This is a genomic window from Listeria cossartiae subsp. cayugensis, from assembly GCF_014229095.1.
In the GTDB taxonomy this organism is placed as follows: Bacteria; Bacillota; Bacilli; order Lactobacillales; family Listeriaceae; genus Listeria; species Listeria cayugensis.
Window position 1 is genome coordinate 16,244 of the sequence record NZ_JAARZC010000007.1, and the last position, 18,248, is coordinate 34,491.

The following is an 18,248-nucleotide window of genomic DNA, read 5'->3' on the forward strand; positions in this document are numbered from 1 at the left end:
CTAATAAGAAAATGAATGTTTTCCTTCTTGTAAAATTTGTTGTTCCAAATACTCGTAATCCATCTGATCACGCCATTTATTTGTTGCTTTTTTCATATTCCGATCTATTCCTCGAATAGTTCTATGAATCTTTGCCGCATTTTGTCTTTCTTCAATAAATTTACGACGATCCCACTCTACTTCTCTTTTTCCTGTTGTAGAATAAGTGGTATTTTTATCTTCGTATTTTTTATGTGATTTTTCTCTTTCTTCATACAATGTTTGCACATCTTTACGCTCTACTTCACTATTCGTAAGCACTCTAATTTTTTCATCATCCAAGTAAACATTGACGACGTGCCATGGACTAGAACTTTGTCCTTTTTGAGAAGGTAGATTTTCAAAATTAGCGCTTTGTTTAGTTTCTCCCTCTTTGTAAAGAAGAGACGATAATGCCGAATCAATGGTTTCTTGTGTATAAGGAGCGTGATTTGTTGTTCCTTTTTGAGAAGGTGGATTTTTCAAAGCAAAATCATCCTCTATTTCCAAAGGTTTAAATATCAGATTAGATAAAGCGGTATCTACTTCTTCTTGTGAATATGGTTTTAAAACATCCTTTTTATTAGAAGGACTATATTTTGTTAGTGGTTGCAATTCTGAATGAATTCCTTTTTTAGAAGGTGGGTTTTGGATTTTCCCTAGACTAAATTCCTTCACTTCTACTAACAGTTCACGCTCTAATGGTATATGCATGGAACCTATGAACTGTTTTCTGTTCATACCGCTTGCTTGTCTTTCTTTGTCTAAGTTTCGTAATTGTGCTAATACGGCATTCCCTGCATCGTAATAAAGCTTGTCTAATTTATCCTGATAGTATTTCTTTATTTCAGGATCATTAATTGGAGCATCCTTTATCTCCACATTTTTATACGCTTTTTCATACGCTTCACTTTGTGCTACTGACTTCTTTTGCCAATCATTGTAAGGTTCCTTTAGTAGCCCCTTGAATTTCGACTCAATCAGCAGTGTTACTTCTTTACCAAAGAAATTTTTCTTCGCATTTTTCATATTCCAAAGTCGTTTATCCTTCGGTAGCTTGAGATACAAATTCGCTAACATTTCTTTCTCTTGCTGACTTTCTACTTGAAAAGCTTTCGCTGCTTTGATAGAACCGACAATCTCTTGGCGAGCCACGTGATCTATAGCTTTTAGTGCTTCTGCTGATTGAATAAGCTGGTTTACAAAGACACTTTTAATTTTCTTCAAGGTCTCTTTTTTTCGTACACCTGTAGGTTGAAAAACTTTATTCCCGGTCGGTATTTTCTTCCCAACATCATCGAGAACATAACGACCTCGATAATCTTTTTTGTAAACATTGTGCCATTTCCAAAGCCTACTTGGATTTAGCTCAACACCTGCAACATGAAAATGTCTATGTTCTGTGTTATGGTGCATCGAAGCTACCCATTTATAATCTTGTAATCCTTCCATTTTAACTAGCGTGTCCATCGCTGTTTTGACTGCATTCATTAAGCGAATATCATCTACTTCATTCGTTTTAGTATTCATCAGACCATATTCTTCCAACCATTCATTGTTGAAAGAGAATAAGTCTTGCCATAAAATCGTATCCCTTTCTTGTGCTAGTTTGAAGTACTGCACATAGTCTTTTCGTCTTTCTTTCGAAACATACTCACCTGTACTATCGAAAAGTCCTGTTGACTTATTCGGATTATCCATATAACCCAAAAAAGTTCCGAAATTCAGATCTGCAACTTCTTGATTCGTTTTAGTTTCGTCATCCATGTATTTAATGAACCCAGCTATGTCTGTGCCATACGTAAATTTAGCATCATGAAGAACACCTAAATTGCTTGCCAATTATCATCACTTCCTTTTTTAGAAGGTAGGTTTTTGGGGAATTTCATTAATAGTTGCGCATAGCATTCACCCTTCCTTCTTGTTTTAAGTGCGCCGCTTGGACAACTTCCGTCGCATCCACATCGTGTGCGATAAATTCAGTAACATTCATGTTAGATACCATCGTGTTTAATATATCCAACGTCATATTCATTTTGTTTGTTACTTCGAACAACAGTTGCTTTTCTTTTTGTAAAGCCACCACTTGTTCGTTTAGTTTTTCGATCTCTTTTGTTTTTTTGTCATTTGACCGAAACATACGTTCAATCTCTTCCCCATCGCTTAACCGAGATTCTTTTAAACGTTCGTACGTAGACTGATGTACACGAATGGTCATCTTCTTTAATGGTGTCATACTCCCCCTCCTTCCTCGCTACTATTAGTTATTGTTTCTTTCCAGTTATCGTCCACAATAGCCAACAGCTGTAACCACTCCAAACTGTTGCATTCGAGAAAGTAGAGTAACCGAATAATCAGGTTTTCGTATTCTAACTCTTTTCGGTGTACTTCTGGGGCAATTGCTTCTTGTTCGAGATAATCTCGAAGGAACGCTTCCCGGGTTAACTTCGATAATTTGGTTAATTCTCCATCCTTTAAACGTTCTGCTTCGACTTGTAAATCAATAGCGTTTACTACTTGCTTGGAAATACCAGTTACTTTAACTTCCATTCTCCGCCACCTCTATTTTCTGCACAGCAAGTAATTCCGGAAAGTAGTCATGGAGCAATGACCTGAAATGGGAATTGATACGAATCGTTTCCAGGGATTTTTTTACTAGCTCGCCTTCGATATCCCTTCTTGCTGTCCCTGCACCAAAAGCCATGACTTCTAATTTTTTTTGCAAATATTTGTTGATACTCATGTTTGATTGCTTGGCTTGCTGCTCTATGTGCTGATAGGCTGTTTTACTCAAGCCGCGAATGTTAATGCTCTGTGTTTCTGTAGTAGACATGTTGCTAACCTCCTGTACTGAATTTGTTTTGGCAAAAGCGAACATCACCGCCAAGTGCCTCTGTCTGTTGTCGGCATTGAGCCGACAACAGACAGCTTCTAATCGAAAATGTGAAACATTTCCTCTTAGAAGCAGGTTAAGGGGATTTGGGGTCAAAACCATTGAGAAGCTAGGCAGTGCCTAGCTTCGTGGTGGGGTCAAAATTTACGCATTTGCCATATATTTGCCATACCATTTACTAGTAAAATCGATTATTCTTCACAAAGTTACTACTAATAATCACTTACGCCATCCATTTGCCATACGTCATTATCCTTTTTAGAAGCAAATGCCATCGGTTTGCCATACCTTTTGTATTTATGCCACCCTTTTGCCATATCTCTGCCAGTTTTTTGCCATACAAAAATGATGAAAAAAATGGAAACTAGGCAGGATGATCACTAAGCCATTCCTCTAGTTTCCCTTTACGATCATTTAATTGTTTAATGCCTAACTTCGTTTCTTGTACTTTCGAACGAATTTTATCTTGTTCACTTTGGATAGATTTAATACTTTGATCTGTTTCTAGTTGAGTCGTTTCTGTCTGATATTTTTTATCGTCTTTTAATTGCTCAATTTGCTTATTCATGTGTTCCACGTCTTTATCCAAAGTCTGAATAGCTTTTGCATACTTAGTCATTAATTCATCTGCTGCATCAATTTGTTTGTCCGCATAATAACGTAAGTAATCATCATCCGACATATTAGCATAACCTTTTACCTTAGGGGTTTTATACTCGGAGAAGAAGAAAGAACATTGCTTCATTTCCCCTTCTTTAATAATTTCTTCATCGCTTTTTGTTAACAAATGACTTGTTTTAACTTCCGTATTTGTGTCCACTAGAAGTTCATTTTCTCCAAAGTCAAATACAATTTCTTTCCAGTTTTCTGGGACGTCATTGACGATAACTAGCATGTATTCTTCGTTTAACTCCAAGAGCCTACTCTTTAGCTCTTTTTTTGTTTTCCGTTCAGCTACAATCATTTGAATAGGTTGTTTCTGATAGATAGGTTCACGACTTACTTGAAACAAAAATTCAGCTTGATTCGTATTTGGATGGTAGGTTCTATCTGCTAAAAACAAGGTAGTACCTGCTAGCTTTTCTTCAGTATCTTCACCACTACCACTATCAACTACGTCATAGTGACTGGCATTTGTAATTGCAATTGTAAAGGTCGTTAATACAATTAAAACAGAAATACTAAAAGCGATATAATAAAATCGAACTACTTTTGCAGCTAAGTATTTATATCGCCTTTCACCGTCCCTAGTGTACTTTTTTCGTTCACTCTTCTCTTTCTCATCTATATAGGTATTTTCTGTTTGTCGCCAAAATAATAGCTTGTTCACGCTATTTAACGCCCCCCTGTTTGTTGATGAGGTTGTTGTTGATTTACATTTACGTCTCGAACTATTTCTTTGTTCTGTCTTAATGTATATAACAGCAAATCATTTTGATCTTTCATTAACTCACCGTTTTCCATTTCAATACTAGGTACCATTTCATAAGTGAAATAATCTCCTAGTTTCTTATCTCCAAAATTAAAATTCTCTCCCATTTCTTCCATTTTAAAAATAAAATCTTGAGCTGGCTGATCATTATCTACAACAAATAAAGCGGATGGCGTTTTATTTCTGCCCACTTTATCCTGGATATGATTTACTGCAGCAAATTGTTTTAAAAATGTCACATCCTTTAGTCCTTCCATACTGGCGAATCGTGTATTTTTTAATTCCTCTGTTTCCCCACTATTCATTTTCCTAGATACGTAACTAAGGACATCTATAGGAGCTTCGCCAATGACTAGTTTTTCTGGAATACCCAAATCAAAATAAAATCCACCATCATTCTTACTTCCTTCTAGAATCTTTCGAAAGTATTTATTTTTTGGTTTTAATCGTTTTTCTAAAGGGATAATTCGAGTACCTCTTAAAGAAGCCCCTACCAATTTATTACTCTTGTATTCATTCATATTCATCCATTTAAAAACAACATTTCCACGCTTATCTCCAGCAATTACTCCTTCCTTTATGCAATAATTTACCAAATTTTTATTTAATCCTCGTTCTTCTGTTAAATAGCGAAATGCTCTTTGTGGATGTTCAACTTCTTGTACATCTCTGTTGTAATCAAAAACTTTTGGTTTCGAGCTTAAAGTTAATTGAATACCTTCTTCTGGGATGTGCTTTGCCTTTTGAAGGATATCATGAACAGCTTCGGAAAAACTATAATTATACATATACATAGCTACATCAATGCAACTAGTCATTGCCTTTGTATTACTATCGCTAAATCGTTTGAAAAGATTCTTCTTTAAGCTATACATGATGCTGTCATGCTCTGTGTGTTGATACATACCCACTGATATCTCTTCAAACGGTTCCCCACATGCTTGTAAATAGGAAAGTATGTTTACTGATCTTGCAAATTCTTTATCTTTTTGATTAAAAAAACGGCTTCTTTTTTTCTCTGTTTCCGCCAATTCAATCACGCTCCTCTCTGACTTAATGAACTTTTATCTTCTATGCGACTTACTCGCCATGTATCGCTGTACACCATTGTGATTTCCACTAAAATGGAACGTTCTACTTCCGGAGCGCCACTACTTCTGATGGAAGTATCGAAAGAAGTCAGCACCTTCACACTCGTTTCACTTTCTATCTGTGTTTTAATTGGAATATAAAAAGATAATCCAGAAATACGGATAGCATAGTCTTTATCCTCGTATTCCACATGATTATCTTCGTTTTGTTTCATTTCATTTAAAAAGTCCACTGTGACATAATCTTCTATTTTATCCTTACTCGTTTTTGCATAATTAGCATTATAAAATAAAGGGATAAAGCTAGTTAATTGTTTGTCTAGCATCGTAGCGTTCTGATTGTCATTCGTACTATTTTGTGGAGCGTTATTTTCTTCAACACTCTTAGTTTCTCTCTCAACTGGTCGCTTTTCTGTCATTACTTCTTCGGTAGGCTGTAGCAAAACACGAATACCAAAAACCACAATAGACAAAGCGATTAATATGCCTAAAATTATTACCACTTTCTTATTTTTCATTGTTGACCTCCTTGGCAAACTGTTATTTACCTTTCACTCCAAGTACAGGAGCCGGATCAATCTGTTTACCCATCTTCTCTTGTCTTATTTCAAAGTGAAGGTGTGGCCCCGTAGATTGACCAGTACTTCCAACTAACCCAATTACTTCCCCTTTCTTAACATTTTGTTCTGGTTTAACCAAAATTTTCGATTGATGGCCGTAGAGAGTCCACTCTTTATTTTTAGTATGTTCAATAAGGACTACGTTCCCATATCCACCAAATCCAGAACCAGAAACGCCCATTTGAGCTACTAAAACTACACCGTCATCTGCTGCTTTAATGTTTGAGCCAGTTGGTTGGGCAAAATCAAGTCCTTTATGATGTTCAGCAACACCAGTTACTGGATTTACCCGATCTACAAAACCACTAGAAACAATCGGATTGTCCACTGGAATAATATATTTCCCAGTCCCTTCGCTACTGGTTGCACATGTGCTAAGTCCTCCTAACTGTTTAAGAAATCCGTTAACACCAGTAATCCATTCTTTGTTCAATCCTAGACCGTCATTAGCAGCGCCTACAGGAGCATATTTAGGCTGTATTTTTTCAGGTGTATTAAGCCCTTGCGTTATATAATTTTTAGCTAAATTTTTGATCATAGCTTCAATTCCTTTGTCTAAAGTAGAAAATTGAAACCCTGACCCATCCCCCATAAGACCACCAGGGTTATTTAGCTTTCTTACCATTCTGGACTTACCATTACCTGTTTCATGCATGGCAATGGCCACCACCAAAGCTGGGTCTACATTGTATTCTTCACCATACTTGATAAATGTTTTTGCCGTTCCTTTAAAAACACCTCTCGTTTCCAAGAATTTACTTAAAGTGGCTTCATCTAACTTCCCCGATGCGACAACAGAGCATCTTTCAGAGCTTCCATCACTTTGTTTTGAACTTGCACCTCCAGAGGTAACAATTGCACTTATCATGACAAGTAGCAAAAACATGAGAAGGAAAAATCCTAAGTTAGAAATGACAATTCCTATTACCCATTTCTTTACCATTAACGACCACCACTAAAGATACGTTCTTCTCTCTTAGATAAATCAAATTTCAAATGAATATTTTGCTTACCTGAAATGTTCATAATTGCGTAACCTTTAGTTAAATTGGGTATTTGGATTAATTCACTTTTACTAAACTCTGAACCATACCACTTTTCAATTGCAGCTACGGATGTTGGACTTTGTTTCATAAATAATTTATAGGTAGTAGACTCAAATATATTATTCATTGCTGCATCGACAGCTTTCTGATTTTCTTCACCATTCGCTTTAGGTAAAATATCATGAAAATGTTGAGAAGCAATAATAAGTGAAGCAAAATACTTCCTTGCTTCACGACTTAATCTATCTAATAATTGAAGCTGCTCGGGAAACGCAGAACGAATCCAGTTATGAAACTCATCTAAAATCAATGTTCTAAAAATATACTCCTTACCCGAAACTTCTCCTCTATCATGCTTTCCCTTTTCTTGTTGACCTTTACGTATGATGATGTCCCAAAATAAATTCAAACAATTAAACAATTGTGCATTCAATTGTCCTGGACTACTCTTTAACATCGTTTCAATGTTATACACTACAATTGGTGCATCCTCAATACTTTCTGTTTGTGTATGACGATTAAATAGTGGATCATTTATGATAATGGAATTTATATTACTAACAATCTGTTCCAAGATTTCGATTTCACTTTTTTTCCATTTAGCTTGATACTTGCGCTTATTCAAATCCTCGTATAATTCTTTATGGAGAAATGCTAAAAAATCCTCCATCAATGGATACTCAGTCGCTGGCAATGATGTAATCTCTTTCATCGTAATACCTTTCAAAGAACACCAATATGCATAGAATTTGCGAAGTTGAGCTTTCAACTCTCGTTCAACAGCAGGCACTGTTTCATCCATAAGGAACCGATAAATCAACGTCACTTTAGCTAGATGAGAGTCAAACGATGCCTCTGTTTGTACTTCCAAGGTGTTCTCATCTACACAAGTAGCAAACACTTGTAAAAGATTTGTCGCACACTCAGCAATGTTTTCAGCCACGCCTCCCAGCGTTCGACTTAATAAATTAAATTCATTGGATACGGCGAATATGAATACTTGCTCTCCAATGATAACCCTTGCTATAGCTATTTTCTTTAGTGTGGTTGATTTCCCTGAACCTGGAACACCGCACAATAACATGTTATAAGATAACCTCGTGTGATCCATATGTGTATGATTAAATATGACAGCACCACCTGTTGTTGTATTGCCATAATACATACCTTCTGGATCAATCAAAAAAGAGAAATCAAATGCATAACTTCCAGCATAACTTTTACTCTTAATTTCTTGGCCATGTCTTGGAATTTTATTGTACTGTGTCAAATAATCAGTAAACATGGCTTTATAATCTTCTTCCATTTCGCTTAACTGAATCATTCCCCTAAATCCTTGAATCGTAAGTTCGCCAATGATATTAGCCACTTCTTCTTCTAATTCAGATTTTGTAGAGGCATAAACAAAGAGCCGCGTATGCAGCTCCTTCACTGTTTCTTGTGTGTCTACTACCTCATCTGCTAACTTGTCTAAAGATTTATATTCCTTAGCTGCCATTTTCTCATCTGTTTTATTCCTGGCATTGTCATATCGATTTTCTTGTTCGGCCGAACTATCATTAATAGCCACTATTACCTTGTCGCGTGGAATAGTCATTGTATCTTGGATAGTGACAATGTTTTTCTTGTTGAACAATCCTTTTCCCCAAAAAGGACGGGCATCACGCTTATACTCAATAATATGAATACACGTTTCAAAACCATCACCTTTTTCGATAAACCTACGATCTGGTGTAAATCCGCCTCTTGGTTGTATATAATGTAAAAAACGTGGATCAAAACCATCTTTTGGTGGTTCCCCTGGGAAAAACTCAATTTCAGGTACATCTGTCAAAACTTCCGTGTTCAAATTGTTTAATTTAAATAGAATTTTCATCTTCTTTTTAAACGAAATAGCTTCAATTTTAAAGTATGAATATTTTATTTTTAGAAGCCTGTTACGAAGAATAGTAAGTTCCTCTTCATCTTTTGCGAAAATTTGAAAATAAAATTCTTGATGCAAGATAGATCGAGCAGCTTCTTCTAACTCCCAACGTCGATCTTCTAAGAATGGCTGAAAATCCGGATTACTATTTTTTCTAATTCGCTGGTTTAAAAACATTTGTGGTTCAATAGTATCTGCTGGAAACGTTTGATAAATCAATTTGAAAGGTTCATCATACTGTTTTAGAAAATCATGAAATTGATTAATAGCTATCTGTTTATCTACAGGTGTTAAGTCATCTACCCGTATCCCAGATATTTGTACATAATCTGTTACACCAGTATTTAACGCAAAACATGACTCACTTTTCGCGTAACGAATAGGAATTAAGTCAATCGTTGTTTTAGGTAGTTTTCTCTTCCTTTTTCTTTCGGCCTTTAATTGCTTTTTAGTCAATTTTAGTTTTTTCTCTAAATCAGCCTCTTGAGCTTGTAGCTTTTTATCATCAAATAATAAATTGGTCATGCTTTTCTCCTTCCTCCATATGAGTTGCCTTCTGAATCTATGGCATGATACGTTCTACTTCGTTTAAAAAGCACTCTGAAAAGTGTCTGGCCATGTTTCATTTTGTAATTTGCTTTCGATCGCCAAGTCCAAAAAACCATTACCCCCACGTTAAGTACAATAATGTACATTGCAAATTGTGGAGGAAATACGGATTTTATTTTAGAAAGAAGCATGAAATACAGAAACACGAGCAATACATCTTGAAAATCTACTAACCCTTTTACTTTTGTTTTTGTTTGAATGGATTTTTGAATATCATAGGATTGTTCTATTTTCATCGCTCATCCTCCTTCTACTTTGATTTTTTTGTTAGGTTATAACCAGATTTTGCTGCTTTTCCTACTTTTGTATTTGCTACTCTATTTTTCACTTGATTACTTAACGTAGGTTTTTCTGGGCTATCAGATGGCTCATCAGATGCTTCTGTGTTCTTACCATCATTTTGTTGTGCGTTGTCGTTCAGTGTGCCATTATCATCGTTACGATTAGATGACGCACTTTCATCAGGTTTATTACCCTCTTTACCTTTATCAGACAGCGTTTCTGCATCTTCACTGTTTGGCGACTTAGTGTCATCAGACTTTTCATTTAAGCCTTTTGTTTTTGCGTTATTTTCATCTTCGGATGTATTTGACCGTTCAGCTTGATCTTCTGATTTATCACCTGGAGTCTCGTTCTCTTCTGACCCATTTGATTCGGATGATTCTTGTCCCTTATTCTCATTCAATCCTTCTGACTCATCACCATCCTCTTTAGACTCATTTAAGCCTTTTGCTCCGTCATCTTTGTCATCGCCTTTTTCAGATTTCTCGCTATCTTTCTTCTTGTTTAAGCCATCTGCTAAACCATCCGCTATATTTCCAATAGCTCCGGCCGTAGCGCCACCAACAAATGCGGCTCCTTGTGAAGCTAAAGAAGCTGCAGCACCAGCTACACCTACACCAGCCTTACCAAGACCTGCTGCTGCTTTCACACCCATAGCACCGCCTAGTAAGCCCCAAGCAGAAGAAATACCCGCATCAATACCTAACACTTTTTGTACGATTGTTGGTCCATCAATAACAAACCAGATAGCGCCTACCATCGCAAAAACATAAGGTACTCCGGTTAATCCTGAAATTGTAATATATGTCGCAAACGCAGAGAAAACAGAATACGTAGAAAAGATTGCTACTATCACGCATAGTATTCCAACGATATTAAAAAGAACCTGCTTTAATCTAGTCATCGTTCGAAAATCAGCGAATGCCAATATCGTCGCGAACCCTTGATTAAAAGCAAGTTCTATCATCATTCTTCCCATCCGAATACCGGACAAAATATAAGCTACATTTAATGCAGCTAAAATGACTATCGTGGTAATAAAATTAACATGCCATCGGTAATATCCTTCCCCGATTAAATCTTGCGCCCACCTTTTACCGAAACCAACATCCGCATCAAAGGAAGCAGCAACTTCTTTTCCATCTGCAAAGTCTAAGTTATATCCAAGAACACCATTACCACCAAATTCTTCCGGCTTAGTAATTTGCTGTGTTATCCTTACATATTTGATATTTGTAAGCTCATTTTTCTCTTTTATTTTGTCTGGATCGATCCAATTATTCTTTGCAAATACAGTCAGATCTGCTGTGTTATCCATTACAGTTTTCTGGCCGATGTTAACATCATCATTACCTCTGCTTAGATCGGTTCCAATATCAGTTGCTAGCCCTAACATTGTAGTTACAAAAAATGGCAAAGCCATCACAATAACCATCGCACTCATTAGATTACTCATAGCTTGCGAGAATTCCACTTTTTTCCCCATCATCATCATGAAAAACAACAGCAATATGGCTAATAGAAGAAAAAAGGCTTCTAAACCATCTAATTTTTTCATAATATCAGAGAAACCACTTGCCTCAGCAAAATTTCCTAGTTCCAAAACATCTAAGTTAGCCTGACTAAATATGGTTACACCTCTTTCAAGGATAATGATGAGTGACCATGCTAGCCATCTAAGCATGAAATAAAATACGTTTCCCTGAACCAAATAGCCTTCGTATAAAATGAGTATAGATTTTGCTTCATCATTCGTTTTTTCAAATAAGCCCCAGAATCCTGCATCGGCGACCAATTGATAATTCACTAACAGTAACCAGATTGCGATACTTAGTGTCAATGTGACAAGAATCTTTGTTTTCCATTTACGCACTTTTAATTTCATTTGAATCCTCCTTCCAGTTTTCTAGCTCCAATGTGCGCCCAACAAATTCAACAGAATGAACGTTGTCTTCCATTTCCAACCACTGTGTAAATTCAGCAACTGTCCCACTCATTAGACGTTTCAAACCATCGTTTAAATTTTCTTTATCCAGCTTCAACTTTTCTTCTAAAAACAGCTCTTGTCGTATTGTCTTAATAATTACTTCATTCCATACTTCGCGACAATTGCGATAATAATTACCATCTTTCTTGTAAGCTTTTTGCACTGCTGACTTAAAGGTTTGTTTTACTTCGTCACTTTTTTTCGCAATTGATGTTTGATGTTCATTATTTACAATAGATGGAATTAAAAGTTCCAAAGTAAAATCTGCCAAAGAAATATCTACATGCGTATTGTTGATTGGAAGGTCTTCCCATGCTACTTTTTTATGTTTTAAATACCAAAAACTAGGTATCATACGCTCCGAACCCCTATTTAGAATAGGGTGTTGCGTAATTGCTTCGTTATTTAAATCTGTAGTTTTTGAAACTCTCAAAATAACATTTTCGCCAAATTGAAGCTGCTCTAAATCTGATCGTGACATTAAATCAACATCTTTTACTGACTCCGTTTCTGTTTTCTTTAAACTGAATCGTGCGCCCTGTCGCGTAAAACTAGATACAGAACGCTTCCATAATCGATTAGATATTTCATTATTGGTATCTTTATCATTACTCTTAATGTAATTCGTTATCCCAGTATTGGAATAGATTGTTTCACGTTCTGCTTCTGTATAAATCTTCAATTGTCCCAAATTTTGTAAAACAATGTGGAACCGAATATTTCGTGAAAGGGCCGCACTTAGCTTCTTACCAATGGATGGTATTTTCATTAAATTACCAAACTCATCAAACAAGTAAATCACTGTACGCGGACATTCTCCATCCTCTGTTGCATCAGCTTCTCGACATAGTTCACGAAAAGATGTTTCAATAAATAAAGTAGCTAGTTCTTCATTACTTGAATCCGAGTCCGGAAATACTAGGAAGATTGCTTGCGGTTTATCTCCAAAACCTAATTTCCGGAAATCAAAAGCGTTATCTGCTGTTAATCTTGCATTACCACTACGTACATAAGGATCTAAAGCTACAATTAATTCACTTGCAATACCTGATATTGTTTGCTCGGCTCCTCCGGCCAAACGGATGGAACCATATGCATCAGAAGCTGGATGGTCATTGTCTAATTCTCCAAAAAAGACATCCAGCGCTGATTTCCCTTTGTAATCAGCGTATAAATCATCAATTGGGCGTTCGCTTGTGACATACTTTTGGAGATAAGGGTGATTTTTCCGGTTCATTTTTTTACCCATCATATCTGAGATGGTTTTTGATACGGTATATAAACAGATTTTATGTTTTTGATCTGTCCTCAAACAGTAATCAATAATTGCTATACAACTAGCTCTAAATAAGGCTCTCGCATTATCTACAAAGAACTTATCCCCTGAATTTGGTCGAATATATAAAATACTTGCCAGGGAAGCAATATCCTGTACCGCAAAATCCAACCTTTTAAAGCGTTGAATGCGAGTAAGCGAATCTTCCTTAAATAAATAATCCTCATAATTGTGAGTAGCCGTAAATAATGGACTAAACGGATTGGAAAAGAAAGGATCAGCTGTATTAAAAACTAAAACATCGTACCCACGTGATACAAGCATTTTATAATTTTCACGTAACGCAATCCCTTTAGTATCAGCTATGAAGAAACTTGCTCTGTCTTCTATCCGCTTAGAACGACTAAAGGCATCAATATCTGGATTAACAAAGAAAACCCCTTTGCCGGCCCGTGTGATACCCAACGCGATAACATTTGTATTTTCATCTGCAATTAAGATTCCATACTCTCTCACTGTTTCAGGCAATTCTTTTTTTAGAATTTCGGCATTTTTTATAATGCTTTTCAAATCGTCCCCTTGCGCAATAATCGCTGCTTTGACGTCAGGTATATCTTCTTTTTCTATAAATTGGTCATCAAAGAAGGTCAAACGTTCCATACCAAACTCTTTCAAAACAGAAGGTCGGACGTGCGCAACAGGAACACCACCGACTCCATCAATCTTAGCTTCCTCGTCTGCCCAAATAATACGGTACTGCTTTAATAAGTTCTCCGTTGATTCCCACCTATTGGTACTTGTATTTTGTATATCCTCTAAAGCTCTAAAAGAGTGAAATACTTGAAAGCAGAAATATATACTGGTTATCGCGAAAACAACCATTAAAAAAAGTAACCATGCTGGAAACTCAAATAAAGCAGGATAAATGAAGGCTTTAACCATATGTGAATTGTCATTCTGTTCCCCATGAAAAAATGCTTGTGCGTTTTTTCCTAAAGCACGCGTTATACCAATAATGATATTCACTAAATACAGTTGGGCAACCCAACTGAAAATAAAGAAGATAGCCAAACCTTTTGGTTTGGCTAACAAAGTTAGTTTATTTCGATATGCTGCACGTCTGGTATCGCGCCATTCTTCTGACGTATGTTTCCTAGGATCCTTGAACGGCTTTTTTAGAGAAAACATTATCTAATACCTTTAGCTAAAGGTGATTGTTCCTCGCTACGATGCATATTTTTCTCTACATTTCCTTCTTGCTCGTTTTCTTTGAATTTTTGCATGGCTTCCGGTCCACGATTTAAACATTCCTTCAAATTACTTTTGACATCTTCCATATACTCAGCTTCAGTAAAATTAATTTCTTTGCTTTCCAAAAGATTTTCAACAGCATCTAAACGTAATTGCATACTCGCTTCAAGACCATGTTCTTGTTCATATTGTGTTAAGAGGTCGCTTACTTGTCCATTTTCCCCAGCATAACTAGCTTTCATAAATGATTGATACTCTGGAATGATATCTTCTTTCTGTGGTCCACTATTTGGAACAGATTGAAGTAATGAATCCATGCTCTTATCCTGACTTATTTCCACTGCTTGTTTTGATGGTTGTGTTCTATATTCTTCTCTAATTAGAGCAGTCTGCTTTTCTACCGATCTTTCCCGAAACACAGATTGCAATTCATTGATTTTGTTTTCAATCATTGGATTACTTCGATCTAATTTATGGCCAAACATTACTTCTTCATCAATGGCTTCCATACGAATATTAAATGCTTCTTCTAAGCCATACTTTTTATCAAAACTCTTCAGCGTATCCGCTATCACACTTCCAGCCAAATAATTGATGTAGGCTTCTTTAGCTTGCTTATTTTCTACTTCTTTTGGATCTAAATTACTATCTTTTTCTGTTTGCGGTATTTCTTTAATTGGATCTTCTTGTTTTTCGTCCCCCACCTGCAGCTCTCCTTTTTGAATATTTTTAAGAATATCTTCTATTACTTCGGCCTCTTTATAGCCATAGACCATTTGACCAGCTTCAATCGCATTCCTAGCAACTTTTTCTTCTCCGTCAACCGAATAAGTTAGTTCTCTCGAAGTAGGGCTGTACACCAAGTTAGGTAGCTCTACATGCTGATATTTACCAACCGTATTCTTATTAAATTTTTCTCCGCGTGCATTCAAATATTCTAAGATATTGGCTTCTTTCGCAATTTCACTTTGTTTCTGGCTTATCAGTGATTCCCTTAAAACCTCTTTATTAGGCGCACTTATCTTCATTGTGTCTGCTCTTTCAATATTTTTTGTCGCCTCACCAGAAATAATTTTTTCTATTTCTTCAGCTGACTGTTTACTTAGATTCGTTAACCATGCTGTATGGCTAGTTATTCTTTTGTCATTGGCGTAATTTTTACTTGATTGATGCTCTAGCCAGTCATTCATTACTTCAATACGCGCACCCACCGCTTCAGCTGGAGTGTGTAATTTATCAAATTGAGAAATTTCTTCCGGAAGACCAGGTAAATTGCCTAATATAAAATCTGGATATTTACCCATTATTTCTTTGGATGACTTCTCTTCTTTATTTTCTTGCTTGTTTTCTTGGTTAACTTTAGGTGCAATATCCAATCCAACCACTCTTAACTTGTCACCTAGTGCAATCATTTTGTCAGAGGTTACTTGTTGCACCTTATCTTGGACTTCTTTCATCTTATTCTGAACGGGAAGAATGGTAGATTGAATTGCTTGACTGGTTCTGTCTTTTAATTGATTAGTAGAGTCCGACATTCTTTCTCGAAAACTCTTTCTCTGCACATCTACTTGTTGTTGAGAAGGCAATTCATTTGTTTGAGATAGGGCTTCTACTTTATCAAGGTGGCTTAAAACCATCTTCTCTGTTTTCTGGAAGTGTTCTTCTAATATTTTTTCTAGTTTCTTTTCATCTAAAGTCCCTTTTTCCATCGACTTTTGGACAACTTCTCTAACATCCTGGTTTTGCTTCTCCACTTCTTTTTTAGCAAAAGGTGTTTCTAATTCAGTTGGAACTCGGTCGATTTTACCAACTGGATCTTCCATGTAATTTTTTAATGCTATTTCTGTCCCTTGCTTGGCTGTTACAGGCTCTTTAAATGCTAATTTTTCATCCATTCGATGAAGAAATTGAGTCACCTTTGTTTTAAAATTTGAAAAGGACTCCTTTAATCTTTCCGAAAAAGTCTGCATCCGTTCTACTTGTTCTTCCTCAGTAGATTGGCCATAACCTGCCGCAAAATCGGTTAACGCATCTTTGATTGCTGTCAATTCACCATATATCAGTTGCAATAAATCTTCTTTCTCGACCAGTCGTTCTCCAGCTTGCTCCTCTACTTCTTCTTGCATTTTTCGTTGGTGTTCTTCTATTTGACTCTTTGCATAATAAATAGGATATTCTACATTTTGGTTGGTCATAGTTATCTTTCCTTTCTATTTGGTATTAATCCTCTAACTAATAAGCAAACACTCTCTTAACAATGGCTGATAGTTCAACATCTGGCTTTTTACTTGCATGTGTTTTCCCACTCCTTCCATTCAATATTAAAAAGAAGGAGCTACAATAAGCCCCCCCTTTTTCGTTATTCGACAGTCACAGAAACTTCTTTGGTCGTTGTTAAACCACCTGAATCTGTTACTTGGTAAATAACTATATAATTTCCTGGTACTTCCAAGTTTACATCTATTGCATTGACCGTAATGGCGTTCGTAATGTCCCCATCTTCTTCATCACTTGCTGTAACCCCCACTTTCCAGTCTGGGTTAGCTCCTACATTTAAATTAATCGTTTCAGTATTCATTTTTATCTCCGGTGCAGAATTTTTTCTTTGACTGTAATAGTCACTGTCTTTTCGCTAACTTCTCCTGCACTATCTTCAACAACATAAGTCACATGATAAACACCTGCTTTTGTCGAATCAACATCATTTGCTTGGATACGAATAATATTCGTCAAATCACCATCTTGTTTATCATTGGCTCTGACACCTTCTAATGGATCAAATGTATCTCCCACAACTAGCTCTTTATTAACTGCGCTTATAATTGGTTTGTCATTGAAAACTCTCACTTGGATTGTTTTCGTAGTTGTTGTCCCATAAGAATCGGTTACTTGATAAGTAACCGAATAAGTACCAGGCACTTGACTATTAACATCATTTTCAGTTACTTCTATACGACTAGTCACATCACCGTCTTCTGTGTCAAAGGCTGTTACATTTTCTAAAGGATTAAACGTATCACCTACAGATAATTCTCTGTTTACAACATGTAAGACTGGCGCATCATTAATAACTTCAATCGTAATCGTTTTTTCTACATGTTTTCCAGCGCTATCCGTTACTTTGTATGTGACACTGTAACTACCAACTCTATCAGAATTCACATTGTTACTAACTACTTGCACTGACGAAGTCAAATCACCATCCTCTTCATCTGATGCTGTCACATATCTATACGGATTGAAATTAGCTCCAACATGGATAGATTGATTTTCAGCATAAATAGATGGCGCATGATTGATTTTTTCAGGCGGTACAACTACATCATCATTTCCATCGTTTATTGGTGGTAAAACGATGTCTGTACCCCCACTACCGCCTCCATCATCAATTGGTTTAATAATTGGTTCTTTAGTTGGTAAATTGATTGCTGGTGATGGAATCGCACTAACTAATTGTTGATTAGTTTGTTTATCGGCCGGAAGTGTACTAATTACACTCAAAGCAACTTCCCCTGCGCTTAACTTCTTAGTATCAGCTGTAGCATCAATAATAGAAGCAAACTGATCGCTCTTCTTCTTCTCTTTACTCAAAATCCCCTGCAAAATATCTTTTTTTGCATCCGTCTTTTTAGTATCTTCCTCTTCTAAAATACGATCTAATTTTGATTTTGATACTTGTTTAACTTTTTCTTCTGCTTGATGGCCAACGTTCTCACTCGCATTATCGTTATATGCGAAAAAAACGCCTGTTCCGATACTGCCTACTAAGCCAACGGAAGCAAGGGCGATAACCACTTTTTTATTCCATTTTGGTGCCAT

15 protein-coding genes are annotated in these 18,248 nt (G+C 36.3%); all 15 read right to left on the bottom strand.

The window, feature by feature from the left end:
• On the bottom strand, nt 1–1,860 hold the full coding sequence (gene mobP2, locus HCB49_RS14040; RefSeq protein ID WP_312026203.1) for a MobP2 family relaxase: 1,860 nt from the start codon (nt 1,858–1,860) through the stop codon (nt 1–3).
• Between the two features lie 46 nt (nt 1,861–1,906).
• Nucleotides 1,907–2,254, bottom strand: a complete 348-nt coding sequence (locus tag HCB49_RS14045; protein WP_185605308.1) for a hypothetical protein — start codon at nt 2,252–2,254, stop codon at nt 1,907–1,909.
• Nucleotides 2,251–2,568, bottom strand: a complete 318-nt coding sequence (locus HCB49_RS14050; RefSeq protein ID WP_185605309.1) for a hypothetical protein — start codon at nt 2,566–2,568, stop codon at nt 2,251–2,253. The genes HCB49_RS14045 and HCB49_RS14050 overlap by 4 nt, the downstream gene beginning before the upstream one ends.
• Nucleotides 2,558–2,851, bottom strand: coding sequence for a hypothetical protein (locus HCB49_RS14055; RefSeq protein ID WP_185605310.1), 294 nt, complete (start codon nt 2,849–2,851; stop codon nt 2,558–2,560). The genes HCB49_RS14050 and HCB49_RS14055 overlap by 11 nt, the downstream gene beginning before the upstream one ends.
• Nucleotides 2,852–3,275: 424 nt before the next feature.
• Complete coding sequence (locus HCB49_RS14060) at nt 3,276–4,241, bottom strand: coiled-coil domain-containing protein (protein WP_185580077.1); 966 nt, start codon at nt 4,239–4,241, stop codon at nt 3,276–3,278.
• Between the two features lie 5 nt (nt 4,242–4,246).
• Nucleotides 4,247–5,374: a DUF3991 domain-containing protein gene (locus HCB49_RS14065; RefSeq protein WP_185605311.1), complete on the bottom strand. Its 1,128-nt coding sequence runs from the start codon at nt 5,372–5,374 to the stop codon at nt 4,247–4,249.
• A 5-nt stretch (nt 5,375–5,379) separates the two neighbouring features.
• Nucleotides 5,380–5,952 (bottom strand): G protein-coupled receptor family protein, encoded by a 573-nt coding sequence (locus HCB49_RS14070; RefSeq protein ID WP_185605312.1) that lies wholly within the window; start codon nt 5,950–5,952, stop codon nt 5,380–5,382.
• A gap of 22 nt (nt 5,953–5,974) precedes the next feature.
• Complete coding sequence (locus HCB49_RS14075; protein WP_260479534.1) at nt 5,975–6,997, bottom strand: peptidoglycan DD-metalloendopeptidase family protein; 1,023 nt, start codon at nt 6,995–6,997, stop codon at nt 5,975–5,977.
• Nucleotides 6,997–9,549 carry a TraC-like domain-containing protein gene (locus HCB49_RS14080; RefSeq protein WP_185605313.1) on the bottom strand — a complete coding sequence of 851 codons (2,553 nt, stop codon included), beginning with the start codon at nt 9,547–9,549 and terminating at the stop codon, nt 6,997–6,999. Before HCB49_RS14080 ends, HCB49_RS14075 begins: the two co-directional genes overlap by 1 nt.
• Complete coding sequence (locus HCB49_RS14085; RefSeq protein WP_185580065.1) at nt 9,546–9,869, bottom strand: DUF5592 family protein; 324 nt, start codon at nt 9,867–9,869, stop codon at nt 9,546–9,548. Before HCB49_RS14085 ends, HCB49_RS14080 begins: the two co-directional genes overlap by 4 nt.
• A 14-nt stretch (nt 9,870–9,883) precedes the next feature.
• Nucleotides 9,884–11,800, bottom strand: a complete 1,917-nt coding sequence (locus HCB49_RS14090) for a pLS20_p028 family conjugation system transmembrane protein (RefSeq protein ID WP_185605314.1) — start codon at nt 11,798–11,800, stop codon at nt 9,884–9,886.
• Nucleotides 11,781–14,366 (bottom strand): type IV secretory system conjugative DNA transfer family protein, encoded by a 2,586-nt coding sequence (locus HCB49_RS14095; protein ID WP_185605315.1) that lies wholly within the window; start codon nt 14,364–14,366, stop codon nt 11,781–11,783. Before HCB49_RS14095 ends, HCB49_RS14090 begins: the two co-directional genes overlap by 20 nt.
• Nucleotides 14,366–16,624 (bottom strand): hypothetical protein, encoded by a 2,259-nt coding sequence (locus HCB49_RS14100; RefSeq protein ID WP_185605316.1) that lies wholly within the window; start codon nt 16,622–16,624, stop codon nt 14,366–14,368. The genes HCB49_RS14095 and HCB49_RS14100 overlap by 1 nt, the downstream gene beginning before the upstream one ends.
• Before the next feature lie 164 nt (nt 16,625–16,788).
• The gene (locus tag HCB49_RS14105; RefSeq protein WP_185605317.1) at nt 16,789–17,007 is read right to left on the bottom strand and encodes an immunoglobulin-like domain-containing protein; all 219 of its coding nucleotides are present in this window, start codon (nt 17,005–17,007) and stop codon (nt 16,789–16,791) included.
• Nucleotides 17,008–17,009: 2 nt separating this feature from the next.
• Nucleotides 17,010–18,248 carry an immunoglobulin-like domain-containing protein gene (locus tag HCB49_RS14110; RefSeq protein WP_185605318.1) on the bottom strand — a complete coding sequence of 413 codons (1,239 nt, stop codon included), beginning with the start codon at nt 18,246–18,248 and terminating at the stop codon, nt 17,010–17,012.

Coding starts and splice junctions, on each gene's coding strand:
- HCB49_RS14045 (WP_185605308.1), bottom strand. CDS start 2,254: ATGACACCATTAAAGAAGATGACCATTCGTGTACATCAGTCTACGTAC.
- HCB49_RS14050 (WP_185605309.1), bottom strand. CDS start 2,568: ATGGAAGTTAAAGTAACTGGTATTTCCAAGCAAGTAGTAAACGCTATT.
- HCB49_RS14055 (WP_185605310.1), bottom strand. CDS start 2,851: ATGTCTACTACAGAAACACAGAGCATTAACATTCGCGGCTTGAGTAAA.
- HCB49_RS14070 (WP_185605312.1), bottom strand. CDS start 5,952: ATGAAAAATAAGAAAGTGGTAATAATTTTAGGCATATTAATCGCTTTG.
- HCB49_RS14075 (WP_260479534.1), bottom strand. CDS start 6,997: ATGGTAAAGAAATGGGTAATAGGAATTGTCATTTCTAACTTAGGATTT.
- HCB49_RS14080 (WP_185605313.1), bottom strand. CDS start 9,549: ATGACCAATTTATTATTTGATGATAAAAAGCTACAAGCTCAAGAGGCT.
- HCB49_RS14085 (WP_185580065.1), bottom strand. CDS start 9,869: ATGAAAATAGAACAATCCTATGATATTCAAAAATCCATTCAAACAAAA.
- HCB49_RS14090 (WP_185605314.1), bottom strand. CDS start 11,800: ATGAAATTAAAAGTGCGTAAATGGAAAACAAAGATTCTTGTCACATTG.
- HCB49_RS14095 (WP_185605315.1), bottom strand. CDS start 14,366: ATGTTTTCTCTAAAAAAGCCGTTCAAGGATCCTAGGAAACATACGTCA.
- HCB49_RS14100 (WP_185605316.1), bottom strand. CDS start 16,624: ATGACCAACCAAAATGTAGAATATCCTATTTATTATGCAAAGAGTCAA.
- HCB49_RS14105 (WP_185605317.1), bottom strand. CDS start 17,007: ATGAATACTGAAACGATTAATTTAAATGTAGGAGCTAACCCAGACTGG.
- HCB49_RS14110 (WP_185605318.1), bottom strand. CDS start 18,248: ATGGCACCAAAATGGAATAAAAAAGTGGTTATCGCCCTTGCTTCCGTT.